This window comes from Neptuniibacter sp. 2_MG-2023 (genome assembly GCF_030547495.1).
In the GTDB taxonomy this organism is placed as follows: Bacteria; Pseudomonadota; Gammaproteobacteria; order Pseudomonadales; family Balneatricaceae; genus Neptuniibacter.
The window spans coordinates 188,853-206,317 of record NZ_JAUOQC010000001.1; the positions used below are offsets into that span (position 1 = coordinate 188,853).

The following is a 17,465-nucleotide window of genomic DNA, read 5'->3' on the forward strand; positions in this document are numbered from 1 at the left end:
AGGTTTAGTCGCGAACGACTGAAACATCTTCTGCTTGTAAGCCTTTGTCGCTTTCACGTACGTGGAAACGTACCTTTTGGCCTTCCGCTAATGAACGGTGACCACGACCACGGATATTGCGAAAGTGAACAAAGACATCATCATCTTCACCGCGGGTAATGAAACCAAAACCTTTTGACACATTAAACCACTTTACTGTGCCTTGCTCACGATCGTCATTCTCATCAATATACTCTTCTTCAGCACCATTAAATGCCGAAGCCCCAGATTGAGCATTGTTACCAAGTGCAGCAAAGAAAGATGCAGCAAATGTCACAACGAACACAACTGCTAACGCAGCAATATTAGATAACTCAACTTCTATACCAGCTACCGGACCCAACAAAACAGTTACCAACACTGCGGCGATAGCACTCACAATCAGACTACGAATCAACTGATTAACCCTCATTTATTATATTGTCATTTATCACATTAAAAACACTTAGAATTGGCAGCATAAATCATTATTCCCACCAACTACAGAGGTATATCTAATTTTATGATTTTTTTCAACAGCTTATGCAAATAAAGCGAATAAAAATCAAACACCGTTTAATATCGGGGCCTGATAAACTATGCTAGTAGGCTACGAATTAAGTCTTATCACAACCTTAAACCGAACACTGTAACATTAGCCATTTTAGAAACGGAAACAATCATGACAGAGCAGGAACGTATTGATGAACTGGAAACTCGCGTTGCTTTCCAAGAAGATACGCTGGATAAACTTAACAGTATTGTTTCTACTCAAGAGCTAGAAATACTAAAGCTAACAAGAATGATGAAAGTATTCAGTCAGCAAGTAAAAAGTCTAACTCTTGATCTACCTGCAAATAGACCTGAGGATGAGCCACCTCCTCCACACTACTAAGGTAAGTGCACATGATCCCATTGTTCGAGCGCGGCATACACTCCTTAGGGGGTATGTTTATAAATTTAGTAACCCGTCCGAAGTTGGTTAATCCACAACTATTATTACCTACACAACCAACCTCAGATCATATTTATTACATACTTGAATCCAATAGGCTCAGTCACAAACTTCTTTTAAAAAATCTACTACGCAAACAGCAACGCCATATTAAAGAGGAACAAATCCTTTTTGCTGACTCAAAAGGCCAAGCCCCTCTACGAGAAGCCTTAGAAGTTTTGGTTAATGCCCAAAACAGCAGTGAAAAATTTAATACTCTAATTATACCTGTTGCGATCTTTCACGGCCGCCTCCCTAATAGAGAAAAATCATGGCTTAACCTTTTGTATGCCGAGACCTGGCATGAAGCTGGGCCTATAGGTAGTTTTTTCCAACTTCTATTTAATGGCCGCCAAACCTTAGTCCGCATAGACAAAGCATTAGATCTCAAACAGCTACTCCAACAAGAAGATGATAGTGAAGCCACCGCTCGTAAAGCTGCTCGGGTATTACGCACCCATTTCAGCATCACTCGCCAATCAATCATAGGACCTGATCTATCCCATCGACGCACATTAATTAACCTTGTTATAAAAGATCCAAATGTACAGCAAGCCATTGATCAACAAGCCAAAGAACGAGGCACTAGCCGGCATCGTATTGAACGGCATTGCGCACATACACTCGATAAGATTGCTGCCGATTTTAGTCCCATAACTACACGTATATTAGATCCACTTTTAAACTGGGTATGGGGACGCTTATACAGAAAAGTTAGGATCGCAAATATAGACCGCGTCCAAGAGATCGCTAAAACCCATCAACTTATCTATCTGCCTTGTCACCGTAGTCATATGGATTACCTGCTTTTATCTTGGGTACTGTACAGACACGGATTAATGATTCCTCACGTCGCCGCAGGCGAAAATCTAAATATCCCAGTCATAGGGCCCATACTAAAACGCGGAGGGGCAATCTTTATGCGCCGCCAGTTTCATGGGGACCCGCTTTATAGCTGTCTATATAAAACTTACTTAGAACAGATGACCCATAGGGGCCACTCTTTAGAGTATTTTATTGAAGGGGGTCGCAGCCGTACTGGACGCTTACTGGCAGCAAAGACCGGATTACTCTCAATGAGCGTGGAGTCTTACAGAGACAATCCTCAAAAGCCTGTTGCCCTCATTCCTGTTTGGGTCGGATACGACCGCCTTGTAGAAAGTAAAAGCTATCAAGAAGAACTGTCAGGCGGAAAAAAACAGCAAGAATCTATATCCACTGTATTAGGCACCAGCAAAATACTCGGACAAAAATTTGGTAATACTCTATTGAGCTTTGGTGAGCCTCTTCTTTTAGAAGAGCATATTCACCCTGAGTACTCATCAAAAGAGGATGTAAAACAGATAGCAGCAACGGTTATGCGCAGAATAAATCAAGCGGCAGAAATAACCCAAAGCAGCTTGTTAGCCACCTGCCTACTAGGCGGAAGTCCATTACAATCGGTGGCAGAGTTAAGCGACAAAAGCTCTCGCCTACTTAACCTAATCAAAACGCTGAACCCCCAGCTACAACTCATCCCTGAAGGAAAACCTTCCGATTGGATTAACGAAGCCGCAAAAATGCAGCAAGTTAATCAAAAGATCAATTTAATTAAAATAGATCAACATCAAGCGCAAGAGCTGTGCTTCTATCGAAACAATATTCAGCATCTGCTTATTCTACCCAGTATGTATTTACTACTTGCGCACAGGCTTGAAAACGGTAAAACCCAAAGCATTAACCGTACAATTCGGATGATCTATCCCTTTATTCAGGCAGAACTTTTCTTACAGTGGGAGCTAACTGATCTCACAGATTTACTTAAACAAGTACGTGAAGCGCTGATCGAACAGAATTTACTAGAAGGTGATGCAGATAAAGGCTGGACAACTACTGCCAACCCTCTCGTGAACACCCTAATCCTAACCGCTGAACCTATTCTTTTACGCTATTACATTGTGCTACGCATACTCGCTCGCTATAACGAGATTAGCGCAGAAGATCTGATTGAAAGCAGCCAAAATATTGCCGAACATATTCACAAAGAGTATGGCTACAGCACGCCTGAGTACAAAGATAAAAGAGTTTTAAACTCATTTATTGAGCAACTTCATGCGTTAGAGTTTCTACGGGAGGAAAATGGTCGCTTAAGCTGTAATTTCGATACAAGTGCTCTATTCGCCCAAGCTAAAAAGATTCTGAAACCACATATGATTTCACTTGTGGATTATAAACTCGGAAGTAAAGGCTAACCCAAAACACTATAGGTATAAGCTCCTACTGCAGGAGCTTATAGTTTTTTCAGCGGATAAATATCGTAGCGGCTCGATTTCCCCTCAAACTGTAAAGAGGGTTTACGATCAGCTAAAAAAGGAGCTTTTCTAGGCCGTTTAACCACTACACGGTTTTCTGCAATGGCCAGAGCAGCCTCTAATAATTGGTCCGCATCCAGATCATCACCAACAACGGGGCGAAAACTACGCATCTCTTTTTTTACCAATGCACTTTTATCGCTATGTGGAAACATAGGATCAAGATACACCACCTGATAATGTTCCCCTTGTAACGCCTGTTGCTGCATCCACTCGATGCTATTCGCTTGATACAACGTCATACGCTGAATGATCTCTTCGACCTCAGGAACCTGAGCTGCTCGAGCAAGTCCATCATTAAGCAATAGATGAATAATTGGCGAACGCTCAAGCAAGGTTACATCACAACCCAAAGTTGCAAGCACAAAGGCATCTTTTCCCAACCCAGCTGTAGCATCCAAAACCTGAGGTCTAACACCCCCTTTAATGCCTACAGCTTTGGCGATCATCTGCCCTTTACCACCACCGAACTGACGGCGATGGGCAACTGCGCCGGAGACAAAATCGACATAAGTAGCGCCAGGTGCTTTTTTCCCCGTTGGTTGCAACTGAACACCTGATTCAGAGATCTGAAGTAACAGATTAAACGCGGTTGCAGATGATGAGTCGACCAGGGGAAGTTTAAGATGATCAGCTAACAAAGCAGCTTGTTCGCTAGCTTGCTGATCTAACGCGATAACGGCAATCATGCCGTCACCACCTAGATCATTTGTAAAGTCAGATACAGACATATAAAGCACGTTCCAAACAGAGACCTTAGCTACTGGTAAACCAAACAACCAACAAGCACACGCCCAAAATCATACGGTAGATAACAAATGGCTGCATTCCAATACGATCCAACCAGCGTAAAAAGAAATGAATACAACTAAACGCACTAATACCCGCGATTATTGTACCTATAAGCACCATCACCCAAGGCGCACTCTCACCCTGATGATACAGATCTAGACCTTTAATGAGCCCGGCCCCAAGAATCACTGGAATAGAGAGCAAGAAAGAAAAACGAGCAGCGGCCTGACGCTCAAACCCAAGCATCAATGCCGTAGAAATGGTAATACCACTACGCGAAGTACCCGGAATCAATGCAAGCGCCTGCGAACAACCTATATACAATGCATCTTTAACCGTTAAAGCGCTTAACTGACGCGTTTCAACTCTAAAAAGATCGGCCCAACACAGTAAACCACCAAAAATAAGCGTTGTTCCAGCAATGACTAAAATTGAACGTAAGTTATGATCAATAAAATCATTCAACAGCAAGCCAACGATCAGTGCTGGGAATGTTGCTAAAATAGTCAGCCACGCCAAGTTTGCATCTTCGCAACGCTTACCGCTAAAACTCGCACTCCAAGCACAAAACATAGAGGCGAGGTCCTTACGGAAATAGATCACCACAGCCAACAACGTACCAATATGTACACCAACATCAAAAGCTAACCCCTGATCTGGCCACCCTAAAAGCTGTGAGGGTAAAATCAGATGGGCAGAACTACTGATTGGTAAAAATTCTGTCAATCCCTGCAGTAAGGCCAGTATAACGACCTGAAAGAGTTCCATTTATTGTTGATCCTTTTTTTTCCATGCGACCTCGTCGCGGAGATAGACAGGCAAAGCCTGTTCCGGAGACATTCCTTTATCTTGCGCCCAAGCATCCAATGCAAGTACAAGCATATCTCTTGCAGATGGATAATAAGTTTCAGTACTGACTTTAAGGGAATTTTTTATCTGCTCTGACATTCCATCCAAATAACGCCAACCACTTCCAACAGCTAAGTACTGATCACATTCAAGACTCAAAGCATCAGGCGCACTCACCTGCTCTTTTAACTCAGTAATCGGTAGGCCATTCTCTATACGGTAACTTGCCACATAGATCTCATCCATTCGAGCATCTAATGCGGTTACTATCTTTTCAGCACCCTCTCGTTTTGCAGCAGAAACAGCCAATGATTCTAAGGTAGAGATTGGCAGTACTGGAAGGTCGGCCCCATAAGCTAAGCCTTGAGCAACCCCAGTTGCGATACGAATACCAGCAAACGACCCAGGTCCGCGGCCAAAAGCAATCGCATCTAATGCCGAAACAGAAATACCCGCCTCTGCTAACATCACCTCAATCATAGGGAGCAATTGCTGTGTATGCTGACGAGGGATTATTCGAAAATCTTCTGTGATTTCGCCGTTCAAACTCAACGCGACTGAGCACGCATCAGTAGAGGTATCAAGTGCTAAGATTTTTGACATTAAATTGGATCACTTAAACAAAGAATGAGGATAGGCATACAATGAACAACAACTCGTTGAGAATTCTACTCCGCTGAGCTGACAATTTCATCCATGCAACCCAACAGTTAATTAAATTAAGTCGTCGCCCCATCTAGGCAGCAAATTTTGTTCTATATCTAATTGATTCATAATCCTTGCTACAACAAAATCGATCATATCTTCAACCGTTGTTGGACGATTATAAAAACCGGGACTCGCAGGAATCACAATCACGCCCATACGCGTTAATTTCAACATATGCTCTAAATGGATCTCAGAATACGGCGCCTCTCTGGGAACCAATATCAGCTGACGCCGCTCTTTCAATGCCACATCCGCAGCACGCTCAATCAGATTATTACTCGCACCTGTAGCAATCGCCGATAAAGAGCCAGTACTGCAAGGACAAACAACCATTTTACTCGGTGCCCCAGAACCTGAGGCGACAGGTGCCATCCACTGTTCACGTCCAAACACTTTTAGCTGATTGGGTTTAGCCTTATACAGCTGGCTCAAGAACTGCTCTTGATCCGCTGGCGTACCGGGCATTTTAAAATCTGTCTCAGTACTAATCACTACCTGCGCAGCACGGGAAATCATAACAAAAACGCGTTTATCGGCTGCTAACAAGCACTGCAGCAGCCGCAATCCATATTGAGCACCAGACGCGCCTGTTATTGCTAAGGTAATCGTCTCTGGAGTATCTGCAACATTGACATTCACATCTGACATGATCACTCCCCTTTTAACGCCGCTAATAACCGATGATGAATACCTTCAAAACCACCATTACTCATAATGACCACATGGCAATCAGGCTCTAATGTTTTTACCAGATCGTTGATCAAGGCACCCGTATCTGAATAAACAGCGGAAGGAACAGCACTTTGCGCGGCAATATCATCTAACGACCAATCCATTCCAGGCGGTTGAAACCAACAAACCCGATCAGCATTAACAACGGAGTCGGCCAATAAAGCCTGATGCGTACCTAGACGCATTGTATTTGAGCGGGGTTCGATTACAGCAATAACTTTTGCATCGCCTACCTGAGCCCTAATACCTTGTAATGTGGTCTCAATAGCCGTTGGATGATGGGCAAAATCATCATAAACCTTAACGCCACGCACATCACCCAGTAGCTCCATTCTACGCTTCACGCCAGCAAACTCATTTAATGCCTCTATCGCATGGTGTGGCTGAACACCTACATTTCGTGCCGCGGCAATAGCTACCAATCCATTATTTACACTATGTTTCCCAGTCATCTTCCAAGCAACCACTCCCACCATACTTCCTTGATGCCAAACCTCAAACTGGGAACCATCATCTTTAAGCAAAACCGCCTGCCACTCCACCTCAGAAGAGGGATCAAAAACCCCTATACGGGTCTGAGCCACATCAGTCCACACGCCCATATTAATAACCTCTTTAAGCGCCGACTCCTCTTGCGGAAAAATGATCTGACCATTACTTGGCACAATCCTAACTAAGTGATGGAACTGTCTTTGAATCGCCGCTAGGTCAGGAAAAATATCCGCATGGTCATATTCAAGATTATTCATAATAAGCGTGCGAGGATGATAGTGAACAAATTTTGAGCGCTTATCAAAAAAAGCCGTGTCGTACTCATCGGCTTCAATTACAAAAAACGGCGAATCACCTAAGCGTGCAGAGACACCAAAGTCCAAAGGCACACCGCCGATTAAAAAACCCGGTTTCATACCTGCATGATCTAAAATCCAAGCAAGCATGGTGGAGGTTGTTGTTTTTCCATGGGTTCCTGCTACCGCTAAAACCCATTTATCTTTAAGCAAATGATCCGAAAGCCACTGTGGGCCAGAGATATAATCGAGCCCTTTATCAAGCATATATTCAATAGCTGGATTACCACGCGACATTGCATTACCCACCACAATCAAATCCGGTTCAGGACTAAACTGCGCAGGATCAAAGCCTTGAATTAACGCTATACCTTGCGACTCAAGCTGCGTACTCATAGGTGGATATACATTTTGATCCGACCCTGTCACTTTATGACCTAACTGTTTGGCCAAAATCGCCAACGATCCCATAAAGGTCCCACAGATGCCTAAAATATGAATATGCAAGGTCCAAACTCCGGCTGATAAATAATTAAAAAGTAAGCAAATATATGGGGCTATCATAACAGTTTTGCGGGTGCGGTAACTTGTCCACTAAACTTTATCCACTATCCAGCGGAAAATCTTATAATAAACCGCGGAAAATGCTCTACAAACAATGCATTCTCTCTAAGTTTCACGTAAAATTCTTCGCCAACTTTCCAACTATTCTATCTGCGAGATAATACAAGAATGCTGCTCCTGAGCCAGTTCCTGAAACAACAGGAAACCGAAGACAAATTAGTCGATTTGATTGGCACGTTAATGCTTGCCTGCAAAGAAGTTGCAATCCAGCTTCGTGAAGGCGAATTAGCCGGAGTTCTTGGATCAACGGATAACACCAACGTTCAGGGCGAAACCCAAAAAAAGATGGACGTTATAGCAAATGATTTGCTGAAAAAGTTTCTTTTAGATAACCCGCTAGTTGCAGGTATCGCATCAGAAGAAGAAGACCATCCCGTTGGCGGCAACCCTAAAGGGAAATATCTCGTTATTTTCGACCCTCTAGACGGCTCTTCAAACATTGATATTAATGTTTCAGTAGGAACCATCTTCTCGGTACTAGAAATCGAAGAAGGCATGGATCCAACTAAGGACGAAGCCTATCTGCAGCCCGGTCGTAAACAAGTTGCTGCTGGCTACGTATTGTATGGCCAGTCATCCATCTTATCGCTATCAACTGGCCAAGGTGTGAATTTCTTTACGCTTGCCCATACGGGTGACTTCATTCTTACCCGCGAACAGGTCAGCATCCCTAAAGAAACAAATGAGTTTGCCATCAACATGTCAAACCATCGCTTCTGGGAAGAAGAGATGCGTAACTATATTGGCGACCTTCTCCAAGGCGAAGAAGGTGTACGCGAAAAGAACTTCAATATGCGCTGGATCGCATCTATGGTTGCAGAAGTACATCGCGTACTCACACGCGGTGGAATATTTGCTTACCCTTGGGACAGCCGCGACTCAAACAAACCAGGAAAGCTTCGTCTTATGTATGAAGGTAATCCGATGAGCATGCTAATCGAACAAGCTGGCGGCACTTCCAGCACATGCTATAAAAATATTCTCGACCTAGAGCCTAAACATATTCACCAACGCTGCTCTGTAGCACTAGGCTCCACTAAAGAAGTTGAAACATTGCTTACCTATCACTCAGAATCAAGTGATGGCCGTGCAGCAAAATTAAATACATAAAAGCATCAGTTTCAGCTTTAAGTAGTATTCTAAGCGCCTCACGCTGCGCTTATAATTCGAGTTAGATATAACCTTTTTAAAAACAGTTTACAGGAAGACAATTATGGGCTTCGCACAAGTACCCGCAGGTAAAGACCTACCGAACGATCTGTACGTTATTATTGAAATCCCGGCAGACAGCGCTCCGGTAAAATATGAGATTGAGAAAGAAGAAGACGCAATCTTCGTTGACCGCTTCATGGCGGCACCAATGTTTTACCCAGCAAACTACGGTTATATCAACAATACGCTTGCTGATGACGGCGACGCTGTAGACGTACTGGTTATGACACCTTACCCAGTTATTGCTGGATCAGTTATTCGCTGCCGTCCAGTCGGCGTACTAAACATGACTGACGAAGCAGGCGAAGATGCTAAATTGATCGCTGTACCTCACGACAAGCTAACTAAAGCGTATCGTGACGTTAAAGATATCGAAGATCTTCCACAGCTTGAACTAGACCGTATTAAGCACTTCTTCGAAAACTACAAAGGCCTTGAAGAAGGCAAATGGGTTAAAGTTGAAGGCTGGGGCAACGCAGATGCTGCTCGCGCAGCCATTGTTGCTGGCGTAAAAGCTTACGAAGCTGCTAAATAATTAGTATTATTTATGCAGTATAAAAAAACCTCGCTTCGGCGAGGTTTTTTATTATAAAACCAGCCTATATGCAGCTCATAGCCCTCTGCGCTAAGTCCTTATGCACACATTTACTTGCCGTAAATTGCAAGTTACCACTTCACGTATCAGTAAAAATAGATATACTTACCCCAGCTGTCTCAGGGAAATATAAGAATAGAGGTGAATAATGACACTTCCCAAACTTTGTATATGCGTTATAAGCCTTTTAATGTCCAGCATGGTCATGGCCGATAAAAACAGTTTGTTAGTACAAAACTATCTTAACTCTTTTGCCAGCCGCGACGCTCAAGGCATATTCAATCTAATTAACTGGGAAGGGGTTGATAAAGAATCTCGCCGCTCTCTACAAAAATACATCAAATCAGGCTTTAAAGGCCGACAGATTCGTCGTATTTATATAGATCCAATTGCTCAAAATGCTCCGCAATCATATGTCCAAGATGGCAAAAAGTATGCTTTAAACTTAAAACCAACTGGCCAACTTAATATTATTTACATCAACAATAAAGGGAAGCGCACGACCAGCACCCTTTTTGTTGGCGAGCACAAAGGACAGTTGAAAATTGGCAGCGCAATAGTTGCACCCGAAACCATCGCGTGCAACGGAAACAAAAGCTGCTAAAGCACCGCAAACACTGCGTCTAAAGGGTACATTTTAGGTCTTATAGACTTTAGACGCAGCCTCTTTATTCCAACCTCAGATCACAGCATATGGGCATCTCTGATCAGCATGAATCAGACAACAAATAACCCCATCTTCTTGAAAAACTTTCTATTGCTCAGCCGTGTAATCTAATTAAAATCGAAGATTCGTATATTTACCTGGAAGTTAGATGGCTGAAATAATAATACTAGCAGTTAGCGTCCCACTACTTATAGTTTGGATCTTAAGTCTGCGAAAGAACGAAAATACTGAAGAGCAAAGCTAAAAGAGCAAGCGCAAGGATTTGCACCCACCCTTAAAACTTGAGTGCAAATAAGCTAGTGAGAGAGTTCTTCGAATAATTCGATAAACTGTAGCGTCAATTTATGTTTTGGCGCCATATGAATAAGTGGACGCGTCTCATCATGAGATTCTTTCATTTTCACTGACGCTGAAATTTTTGCCTTAAGCACAGGTAGATCGTCATCTAACAACTCTTCAACAATGCGTTTAGGCAGACTAGCGCGAGGTTGATACTGATTCACCACAATACCCTCAACAACAAGCGCATCATTATGATCCTCTTTCGTTTCATGCACATTAGCTAACAAGCTATATAGCGCCTGTCGCGCAAACTCATCACAATCAAAAGGAATTAAACATCTTTCAGAAGCCACTAAAGCAGAAAGCGTATAAAAGTTAAACGCTGGCGGTGTATCTATATAAACAGCATCATAATGATCTGATAACTGCTCTAGGGCATCTTTTAATTTATAAATTTTATGCTTCGATTCTAATTTTGACTGCAAATCACCTAAATCTGAGTTAGAGGGTATTACACTTAAGTTCTCATAGGGCGTAGCATGTACATAGTGCTCCGGCCCATTAGGTTTTATTTGAAAAGTCAGCGTTTGCTCAAAAAAATCTTTAATATCAGGCTTAACATCTTGATAGCCTTCACCTAAAAGATAGTGACTAGAGTTACATTGAGGATCAAGATCAATCACCAAAGTACGTTTACCACGAGCTGCACTAATTGCTGCTAAATTCACAGCAATGCTAGACTTACCCACTCCGCCTTTCTGATTGAAAACTACGCGCTTAATCATCGCCATTTTCTTTCTCCTTCAATCCCACACAAAAAACACTAGTACCGCATTGCAATATCTATAATTATGAAGCTAACGTCAACAATCTTGAGCGTAAAAGAATAAAACTATAGCCAAAAGGACTAATATTAAAAAAACCTAATACACATCCGCAACAAATATTCATTTCATGTTCAGTATTCGCTGTGAATGAGAGGACATTTTCGGTAAAAAAGCACTAAAACAGCAAAAACTTGCTAAGTTATAGACAAGAGAAAAAGACTACGGCAAACTATAGTAGTTGATTAAGTCGCTCTGCCAATTTTCAGGAATAGACCATGGCAAAAATCCTGTTACTAAATGGCCCAAATTTAAATTTATTGGGCATGCGTGAACCTGAGGTTTACGGTACAGACACATTGGACGATATTTGCCAAAAACTGATACTGCAAGCGCAAGATCAAGGCCATGAATTACTGCACTGCCAAAGTAACCGAGAATACGTTTTGCTTGAGCGAATACATCAAGCTCAGCAGGAAGAGGTTGCTTTTATTATTATCAATCCGGCCGCCTTTACACATACAAGCATTGCACTACGTGACGCTTTACTGGGAGTTAATATTCCCTTTATTGAAGTACACCTATCAAATGTGCATGCACGAGAAACATTTCGCCATCATTCCTATTTATCGGATGTTGCGCAAGGTGTTATTTGTGGCTTTGGCGCCCAAGGATACGAATTTGCTTTGCAGTCTGTCATAAAACAGATTGCTTAAAACTAATTATTGTTGCTTTTAGAGAGACTGAGATCAGAATGGACATTCGCAAAGTCAAAAAACTGATTGAGTTGTTGGAAGAATCCAACATCAACGAAATTGAAATCAAAGAAGGTGAAGAGTCCGTGCGCATTAGCCGCGGTGCCCCAGCCCCTGTAGCACCTTACCCTGCTGCACCTATGCCTGCCCCTGTAGCTGCGCCAGTACCAGCTGCTGCACCAGCCGAAGCGGTAAGCGATGCACCTGTAACTTCAGGTCATGTTGTCCAGTCTCCAATGGTTGGCACGTTCTACAGTGCTCCATCACCAAGTTCTCCTGCATTCATTGAAGTAGGAAAAACAGTGAAGGCCGGTGATGTTATCTGCATTGTAGAAGCAATGAAGATGATGAACCAAATAGAAGCAGACAAGAGTGGCGTTATTGAAGCTATCCTTGTTGAAGATGGTCAGCCGGTTGAATACGATCAACCTCTTGTAACTATCGTTTAAGCCAATAACGCATAAGCAAGGATCACTTTCGATGCTAGATAAAGTAGTCATAGCGAACCGAGGCGAAATTGCGCTTCGTATTCTGCGCGCTTGCAAAGAGTTGGATATCAAAACTGTTGCTATCCACTCCCAAGCAGACAAAGATCTCATGCACGTCCGCTTAGCTGATGAAGCTGTTTGTATAGGTCCTGCATCTTCAGCAAAAAGCTATTTAAATGTCCCCTCTATTATCGCTGCAGCTGAAGTAACTGATGCTGTTGGTATTCACCCGGGATATGGTTTTTTAGCGGAAAATGCTGATTTTGCTGAACAAGTAGAACGCTCAGGTTTTACATTTATCGGCCCAAAAGCGGAAACAATTCGCCTGATGGGAGATAAAGTTTCAGCTATCGAAGCAATGAAAGAAGCTGGCGTACCTACCGTACCAGGCTCTGACGGCGCATTAGATGATGATACAGAGCGCACCTATAAGATTGCCGAACGCATTGGTTACCCCGTTATCATCAAAGCTGCGGCTGGCGGTGGTGGACGAGGTATGCGCGTAGTGCATTCTGAAGCTTCACTTATAAACTCCATTCACGTGACTCAATCAGAAGCCGCAGCGGCATTTGGTGATGACACTGTTTATATGGAGAAATATCTTGAGAACCCTCGCCATGTCGAAGTCCAAGTTTTAGCTGACGGACAGGGCAATGCAGTACATCTTTATGATCGTGATTGCTCAATGCAACGTCGCCACCAAAAAGTGGTTGAAGAAGCTCCAGCACCACATCTAGATCCCGATGCTCGCGCCCAAGTACTACAAGCATGCGTAGATGCTTGTATCAAAATCAATTATCGCGGCGCAGGCACATTTGAGTTTTTATACGAAAATGGCGGATTCTACTTCATAGAAATGAACACCCGCGTGCAAGTTGAGCATCCTGTAACAGAGATGATCACTGGTGTAGATATTGTAAAAGAGCAGTTACGAATCGCTTCTGGATTACCTCTTTCTTTAAAACAGGAAGATATTAAAATTCAGGGCCACTCATTTGAGTGCCGTATCAATGCCGAAGATTCAAAAACCTTTCTTCCAAGCCCAGGTACAATCAAGCACTTCCATGCACCTGGTGGGAATGGTATTCGTGTAGATTCACATATTTATAATGGCTATACAGTACCTCCTCATTACGATTCACTTATCGCAAAACTTATCAGTTATGGCGAAGATCGTGAGACCGCATTAAAACGTATGGAAATTGCTTTAGATGAGATGGTTGTTGACGGCATTCGTAGCAACATCGCCCTTCAGCAAGAGATTGTAAAAGACTGCAGATTCCAAGAAGGTGGCGTGAATATTCACTACCTTGAGAAGAAGCTAGGCTTATAACCGCATAGTCAAACAAAAAACCCGCTATCTAGCGGGTTTTTTATTACTTACACACTACCTAGAACTATTCATCCGCGCCTTGATGACTGGTACTATTGGCCTGTCTAACTGTCCCATATGGAAGAATATAATGCCTTGGCTGCAAATAAAAATTAAAACTAATCCCGATAATTCTGAAGCTTACGAAGATCTACTATTAAGCGCCGGATGCGCAGCAGTGACCTTTGAGGATAGTGAAGATCAGCCAATCTTTGAGCCAGACTTAGGAACAACCCCCCTATGGAGCAATACAACCATTACAGGGCTCTTTGCAGCAGAACATGATCTAAAAGCCACCCTTAGATTTTTAACTCAAGGCCATGAACAGCTTTTCCCCCACATGCCAGCACCAAGCATAAATGCAGAAATTCTTGAAGATAAAGACTGGGAACGGGAGTGGATGGAAAACTACCATCCAATGAAATTCGGTAATCGCCTCTGGGTTTGTCCTAGCTGGAAAGAAACACCGGAACCTGATGCTGTTAATCTAATGCTAGATCCCGGCTTAGCCTTCGGTACAGGCACACACCCCACCACAGCACTTTGTTTAGAATGGCTAGATTCACAAATGCTTACGGACCAATATATTATTGATTACGGTTGCGGCTCAGGCATTTTAGGTATTGCCGGATTATTATTAGGTGCAAGCAAAGCCATTGGCGTAGATATTGATCCTCAAGCCCTACAAGCCACTAAAGACAACCTACTTCGCAATAATTTAGCAGATGACATACTGCACGTTTTCCTACCAGAGAATGCACCTCAAGAAACCGCCGACACGTTAATTGCCAATATTTTAGCAGGACCTTTAGTTCAACTAGCCCCCACCCTAGCCAACTTAGTAAAACCTAAAGGTAAACTCTGTTTGTCTGGTTTATTGAGTGCACAGGAAACAGAAATAAGAACAGCCTACTCCGAATGGTTTGATCTTGATCCTATCGCTGAGAAAGACGGCTGGATAAGAGTCACAGGCACTAGAAAAGGTTAACAACAGTTCATCATGCTTAGCGATAGTATCATCACTACATGTCCTAACTGTAAAGCGCAGTTTCGTGTCACTAAAGGACAACTAAAAATTGCCCACGGGCAGGTTAGATGCGGAAACTGCCTACACGTTTTTTCAGCGACCGAGCATGAAGAAAAGAGCTTCCATACGGATGACACAGACGGATCAAGTGAGATACAAAATAGCCTAACTACACCAACCCAAAGCGCTGCCGAAAACAAAGATATTACAAAAAACAAAAAAACAACGGCCCCACAAAAACCCTCAATTTCAGTCTCCTTATCCAGCGAAAAAGACCTAGAACCTCTAGCACAAACGGAACAAACTCCCCCTACCTCCCCGCTAAGAACATTGGAGATAAAAACCGCGGCTGAGCCCACAGCTCCCATTCCAACCTTAACGATTGAACGGGAAGCCCTTGTACTTTCATCCGCTTCAGCAAAAAAAAGAAAGACGAAAAACACTTTCTGGCTTTTAACCTTAATTGCTGCAATCACTGGCATAGCTATACAATACTTCTGGTTCAATCGTGCTGAGCTGTATTGGCATAAACCTTACCAGCCTTTTTATGAGACGTTATGCCAACATTTAGACTGCAATATCCCACAACGATTTGAGCTTGATAAAATTCAAAATCAAAAACTCATCATCCAGCCTCACAAAGAACTAGAAGGCGCGATCAGCATCAACTTATTATTACTGAATAGCGCTTCATTTGAGCAGCCTTATCCAGCTATTGCGTTAACATTCTCTGATTTAAAAGGGAAAACTATTGCTCAAAGAGTATTCCAGCCTAAGGAGTATCTCAATTTCAGCAACAATATAGCCCCCCTTCTACCGGTTAACCAACCCGCTCAAATATCATTAGAATTAATGTCACCTAGTTTACGTGCAATCAATTACAAGGCCGAGCTACTAGCGCCTGAGCAATAAAAAATCAAGCTCAAATTGTACAAAAAATCATCAAAAAATCCTTGGAGACTCTGCTCCTTAGGAGTATGATTATCCGCCTCCCAAATACCTCTTTTAACCGTATCATTCGTGATACGACAGGTGTTTTTTTAACTATTTTTTAAGGCACAGCATGTTTCATATTGGCCCATACACCATTGACAGCCAAGTAATTTTGGCACCAATGGCAGGCGTTACTGACCGGCCCTTCCGCCAGTTATGTAAACGCATGGGTGCAGGCTTAGTTGTGTCAGAAATGGTTACATCAGACACTCGGTTATGGAAGTCACGTAAATCAGCTTATCGCTTAAATCACACCGGTGAAGTAGAGCCTCGCTCTATTCAAATTGCCGGTGGAGATCCTGACATGATGGCTGATGCAGCGATCATGAACGTACAACGAGGCGCTCAAATTATTGATATCAATATGGGCTGCCCTGCGAAAAAAGTCTGTAACAAGGCTGCAGGATCAGCGCTATTGAAAGATGAGCAACTTGTTAGCGATATCCTCAACGCAGTTACCTCTGCCGTTGACATACCTGTAACTCTCAAAATACGTACCGGTTGGGATACAGAAAACAAAAATGCCCTAACTATTGCACGTATTGCTGAAGAAGCAGGTATCCAAGCGCTCGCTGTACATGGCCGTACTCGTAGTTGCGGATATAGAGGTGAAGCAGAATACGACACCATTGCCAGTATTAATGAAGCAGTTTCAATACCTGTCTTTGCTAACGGTGATATCACCTCACCTGAGAAAGCATTGAAAGTACTTCAGCATACTGGCTGCTCCGCAGTAATGATTGGCAGGGCAGCACAAGGTAAGCCTTGGTTGTTCAGAGAGATTGATCATTATTTAAGAACAGGTACAATTCTGCCCCCTCCTAAGCTAGAGGAGATAAGGGACATTTTGTTAGGACACCTGCAAGAGTTGCATGATTTCTACGGTGAATACTTAGGTGTACGCATTGCGCGCAAACACGTAGGTTGGTACCTACAGGACAACGCTAACGGAAGCAGTTTTCGCAAACAATTTAATATCATTGAAACAGCAGCAGATCAGGCCGCCTCTATTGAAGATTATTTCGATAGCGCTTTAAACAATGGCGTAGCCGCCTAATAGATTGGATAATAAGTACTGTGGAATATAAAGAAATTAAGCAACCAACATTCGCGCCAAACTCAACAGAAGCTGCAAATCACACGTTACGCGATAACGTAGAGCAGTCATTAAACAGCTATTTCCGTCAACTTGATGGACAGCCTGTCACCGATGTTTATCAGATGGTACTTTCTGAAATTGAAGCACCTCTTTTTGAAACGGTAATGACATACACTAAAGATAATCAGACTAAAGCATCCCAATTATTGGGACTAAATCGCGGTACGCTTCGTAAAAAACTGAAGCAGTACGGCTTGCTTTAATTCTCCTTTTTTTGACTATTCGGAATCCAGAC

Annotated in this window: 19 protein-coding genes; 12 read left to right on the forward strand and 7 right to left on the reverse strand. The window is 42.9% G+C overall.

All coding sequences use genetic code 11. The features are described 5' to 3' along the window. Window positions 1–4: 4 nt before the first annotated feature. On the reverse strand, window positions 5–451 hold the full coding sequence (locus Q4486_RS00885; protein WP_067862093.1) for a cold-shock protein: 447 nt from the start codon (window positions 449–451) through the stop codon (window positions 5–7). Window positions 452–700: 249 nt separating this feature from the next. Between Q4486_RS00885 and Q4486_RS00890 the strand changes: the two genes are divergently transcribed. Together Q4486_RS00890 and plsB are read left to right on the forward strand one after the other, a co-directional pair. Further along, on the forward strand, window positions 701–913 hold the full coding sequence (locus Q4486_RS00890) for a SlyX family protein (protein WP_303416428.1): 213 nt from the start codon (window positions 701–703) through the stop codon (window positions 911–913). Window positions 914–924: 11 nt separating this feature from the next. After that, the gene (gene plsB, locus Q4486_RS00895; RefSeq protein WP_303517682.1) at window positions 925–3,243 is read left to right on the forward strand and encodes a glycerol-3-phosphate 1-O-acyltransferase PlsB; all 2,319 of its coding nucleotides are present in this window, start codon (window positions 925–927) and stop codon (window positions 3,241–3,243) included. 38 nt (window positions 3,244–3,281) lie between these two features. Here the strand turns inward: plsB and Q4486_RS00900 are convergent, their stop codons facing one another. The 5 genes from Q4486_RS00900 to mpl all read right to left on the reverse strand — a co-directional run bounded on the left by Q4486_RS00900 (window position 3,282) and on the right by mpl (window position 7,739). Then, complete coding sequence (locus tag Q4486_RS00900; RefSeq protein WP_303517686.1) at window positions 3,282–4,094, reverse strand: class I SAM-dependent methyltransferase; 813 nt, start codon at window positions 4,092–4,094, stop codon at window positions 3,282–3,284. A 25-nt stretch (window positions 4,095–4,119) separates the two neighbouring features. Then, window positions 4,120–4,923 carry an undecaprenyl-diphosphate phosphatase gene (locus tag Q4486_RS00905; protein ID WP_303416425.1) on the reverse strand — a complete coding sequence of 268 codons (804 nt, stop codon included), beginning with the start codon at window positions 4,921–4,923 and terminating at the stop codon, window positions 4,120–4,122. Continuing rightward, window positions 4,924–5,607 carry a tRNA (adenosine(37)-N6)-threonylcarbamoyltransferase complex dimerization subunit type 1 TsaB gene (gene tsaB, locus Q4486_RS00910; RefSeq protein WP_303517688.1) on the reverse strand — a complete coding sequence of 228 codons (684 nt, stop codon included), beginning with the start codon at window positions 5,605–5,607 and terminating at the stop codon, window positions 4,924–4,926. 111 nt (window positions 5,608–5,718) lie between these two features. Beyond that, window positions 5,719–6,360: a flavin prenyltransferase UbiX gene (locus Q4486_RS00915; protein ID WP_303517690.1), complete on the reverse strand. Its 642-nt coding sequence runs from the start codon at window positions 6,358–6,360 to the stop codon at window positions 5,719–5,721. A gap of 2 nt (window positions 6,361–6,362) precedes the next feature. Next, a complete protein-coding gene (gene mpl / locus Q4486_RS00920) occupies window positions 6,363–7,739 on the reverse strand; it encodes a UDP-N-acetylmuramate:L-alanyl-gamma-D-glutamyl-meso-diaminopimelate ligase (RefSeq protein WP_303517693.1) in 1,377 nt (458 codons plus the stop codon). Window positions 7,740–7,964: 225 nt separating this feature from the next. Here mpl and Q4486_RS00925 point away from each other — a divergent pair, with 225 nt between their 5' ends. The 3 genes from Q4486_RS00925 to Q4486_RS00935 all read left to right on the forward strand — a co-directional run bounded on the left by Q4486_RS00925 (window position 7,965) and on the right by Q4486_RS00935 (window position 10,267). Continuing rightward, window positions 7,965–8,966 (forward strand): class 1 fructose-bisphosphatase, encoded by a 1,002-nt coding sequence (locus Q4486_RS00925; protein WP_303416422.1) that lies wholly within the window; start codon window positions 7,965–7,967, stop codon window positions 8,964–8,966. Between the two features lie 103 nt (window positions 8,967–9,069). Beyond that, a complete protein-coding gene (ppa, locus tag Q4486_RS00930; protein ID WP_303416421.1) occupies window positions 9,070–9,603 on the forward strand; it encodes an inorganic diphosphatase in 534 nt (177 codons plus the stop codon). A 208-nt stretch (window positions 9,604–9,811) separates the two neighbouring features. Next, window positions 9,812–10,267: a hypothetical protein gene (locus Q4486_RS00935; protein WP_303416420.1), complete on the forward strand. Its 456-nt coding sequence runs from the start codon at window positions 9,812–9,814 to the stop codon at window positions 10,265–10,267. Window positions 10,268–10,626: 359 nt separating this feature from the next. On the opposite strand, the gene Q4486_RS00940 is transcribed toward Q4486_RS00935, so the two are convergent. Further along, a complete protein-coding gene (locus tag Q4486_RS00940) occupies window positions 10,627–11,397 on the reverse strand; it encodes a ParA family protein (RefSeq protein ID WP_303416595.1) in 771 nt (256 codons plus the stop codon). Window positions 11,398–11,714: 317 nt separating this feature from the next. On the opposite strand from Q4486_RS00940, the gene aroQ reads away from it, so the two are divergent. The 7 genes from aroQ (at window position 11,715) to fis (ending at window position 17,433) form a co-directional block, all read left to right on the forward strand. Continuing rightward, the gene (aroQ, locus tag Q4486_RS00945; protein WP_303517697.1) at window positions 11,715–12,152 is read left to right on the forward strand and encodes a type II 3-dehydroquinate dehydratase; all 438 of its coding nucleotides are present in this window, start codon (window positions 11,715–11,717) and stop codon (window positions 12,150–12,152) included. A gap of 38 nt (window positions 12,153–12,190) precedes the next feature. After that, window positions 12,191–12,640: an acetyl-CoA carboxylase biotin carboxyl carrier protein gene (accB, locus tag Q4486_RS00950; protein ID WP_303416418.1), complete on the forward strand. Its 450-nt coding sequence runs from the start codon at window positions 12,191–12,193 to the stop codon at window positions 12,638–12,640. A 31-nt stretch (window positions 12,641–12,671) separates the two neighbouring features. Then, window positions 12,672–14,012, forward strand: coding sequence for an acetyl-CoA carboxylase biotin carboxylase subunit (gene accC / locus Q4486_RS00955; RefSeq protein ID WP_303416417.1), 1,341 nt, complete (start codon window positions 12,672–12,674; stop codon window positions 14,010–14,012). Between the two features lie 130 nt (window positions 14,013–14,142). Next, the gene (prmA, locus tag Q4486_RS00960) at window positions 14,143–15,039 is read left to right on the forward strand and encodes a 50S ribosomal protein L11 methyltransferase (protein ID WP_303416416.1); all 897 of its coding nucleotides are present in this window, start codon (window positions 14,143–14,145) and stop codon (window positions 15,037–15,039) included. 12 nt (window positions 15,040–15,051) lie between these two features. Next, on the forward strand, window positions 15,052–15,990 hold the full coding sequence (locus tag Q4486_RS00965) for a DUF3426 domain-containing protein (RefSeq protein WP_303517700.1): 939 nt from the start codon (window positions 15,052–15,054) through the stop codon (window positions 15,988–15,990). A gap of 151 nt (window positions 15,991–16,141) precedes the next feature. Next, entirely contained in the window at window positions 16,142–17,128 is a 987-nt protein-coding gene (gene dusB, locus Q4486_RS00970; protein ID WP_303416414.1) for a tRNA dihydrouridine synthase DusB, read from the forward strand. 20 nt (window positions 17,129–17,148) lie between these two features. Then, window positions 17,149–17,433 (forward strand): DNA-binding transcriptional regulator Fis, encoded by a 285-nt coding sequence (gene fis, locus Q4486_RS00975; RefSeq protein ID WP_067862124.1) that lies wholly within the window; start codon window positions 17,149–17,151, stop codon window positions 17,431–17,433. Window positions 17,434–17,465: the final 32 nt, after the last annotated feature.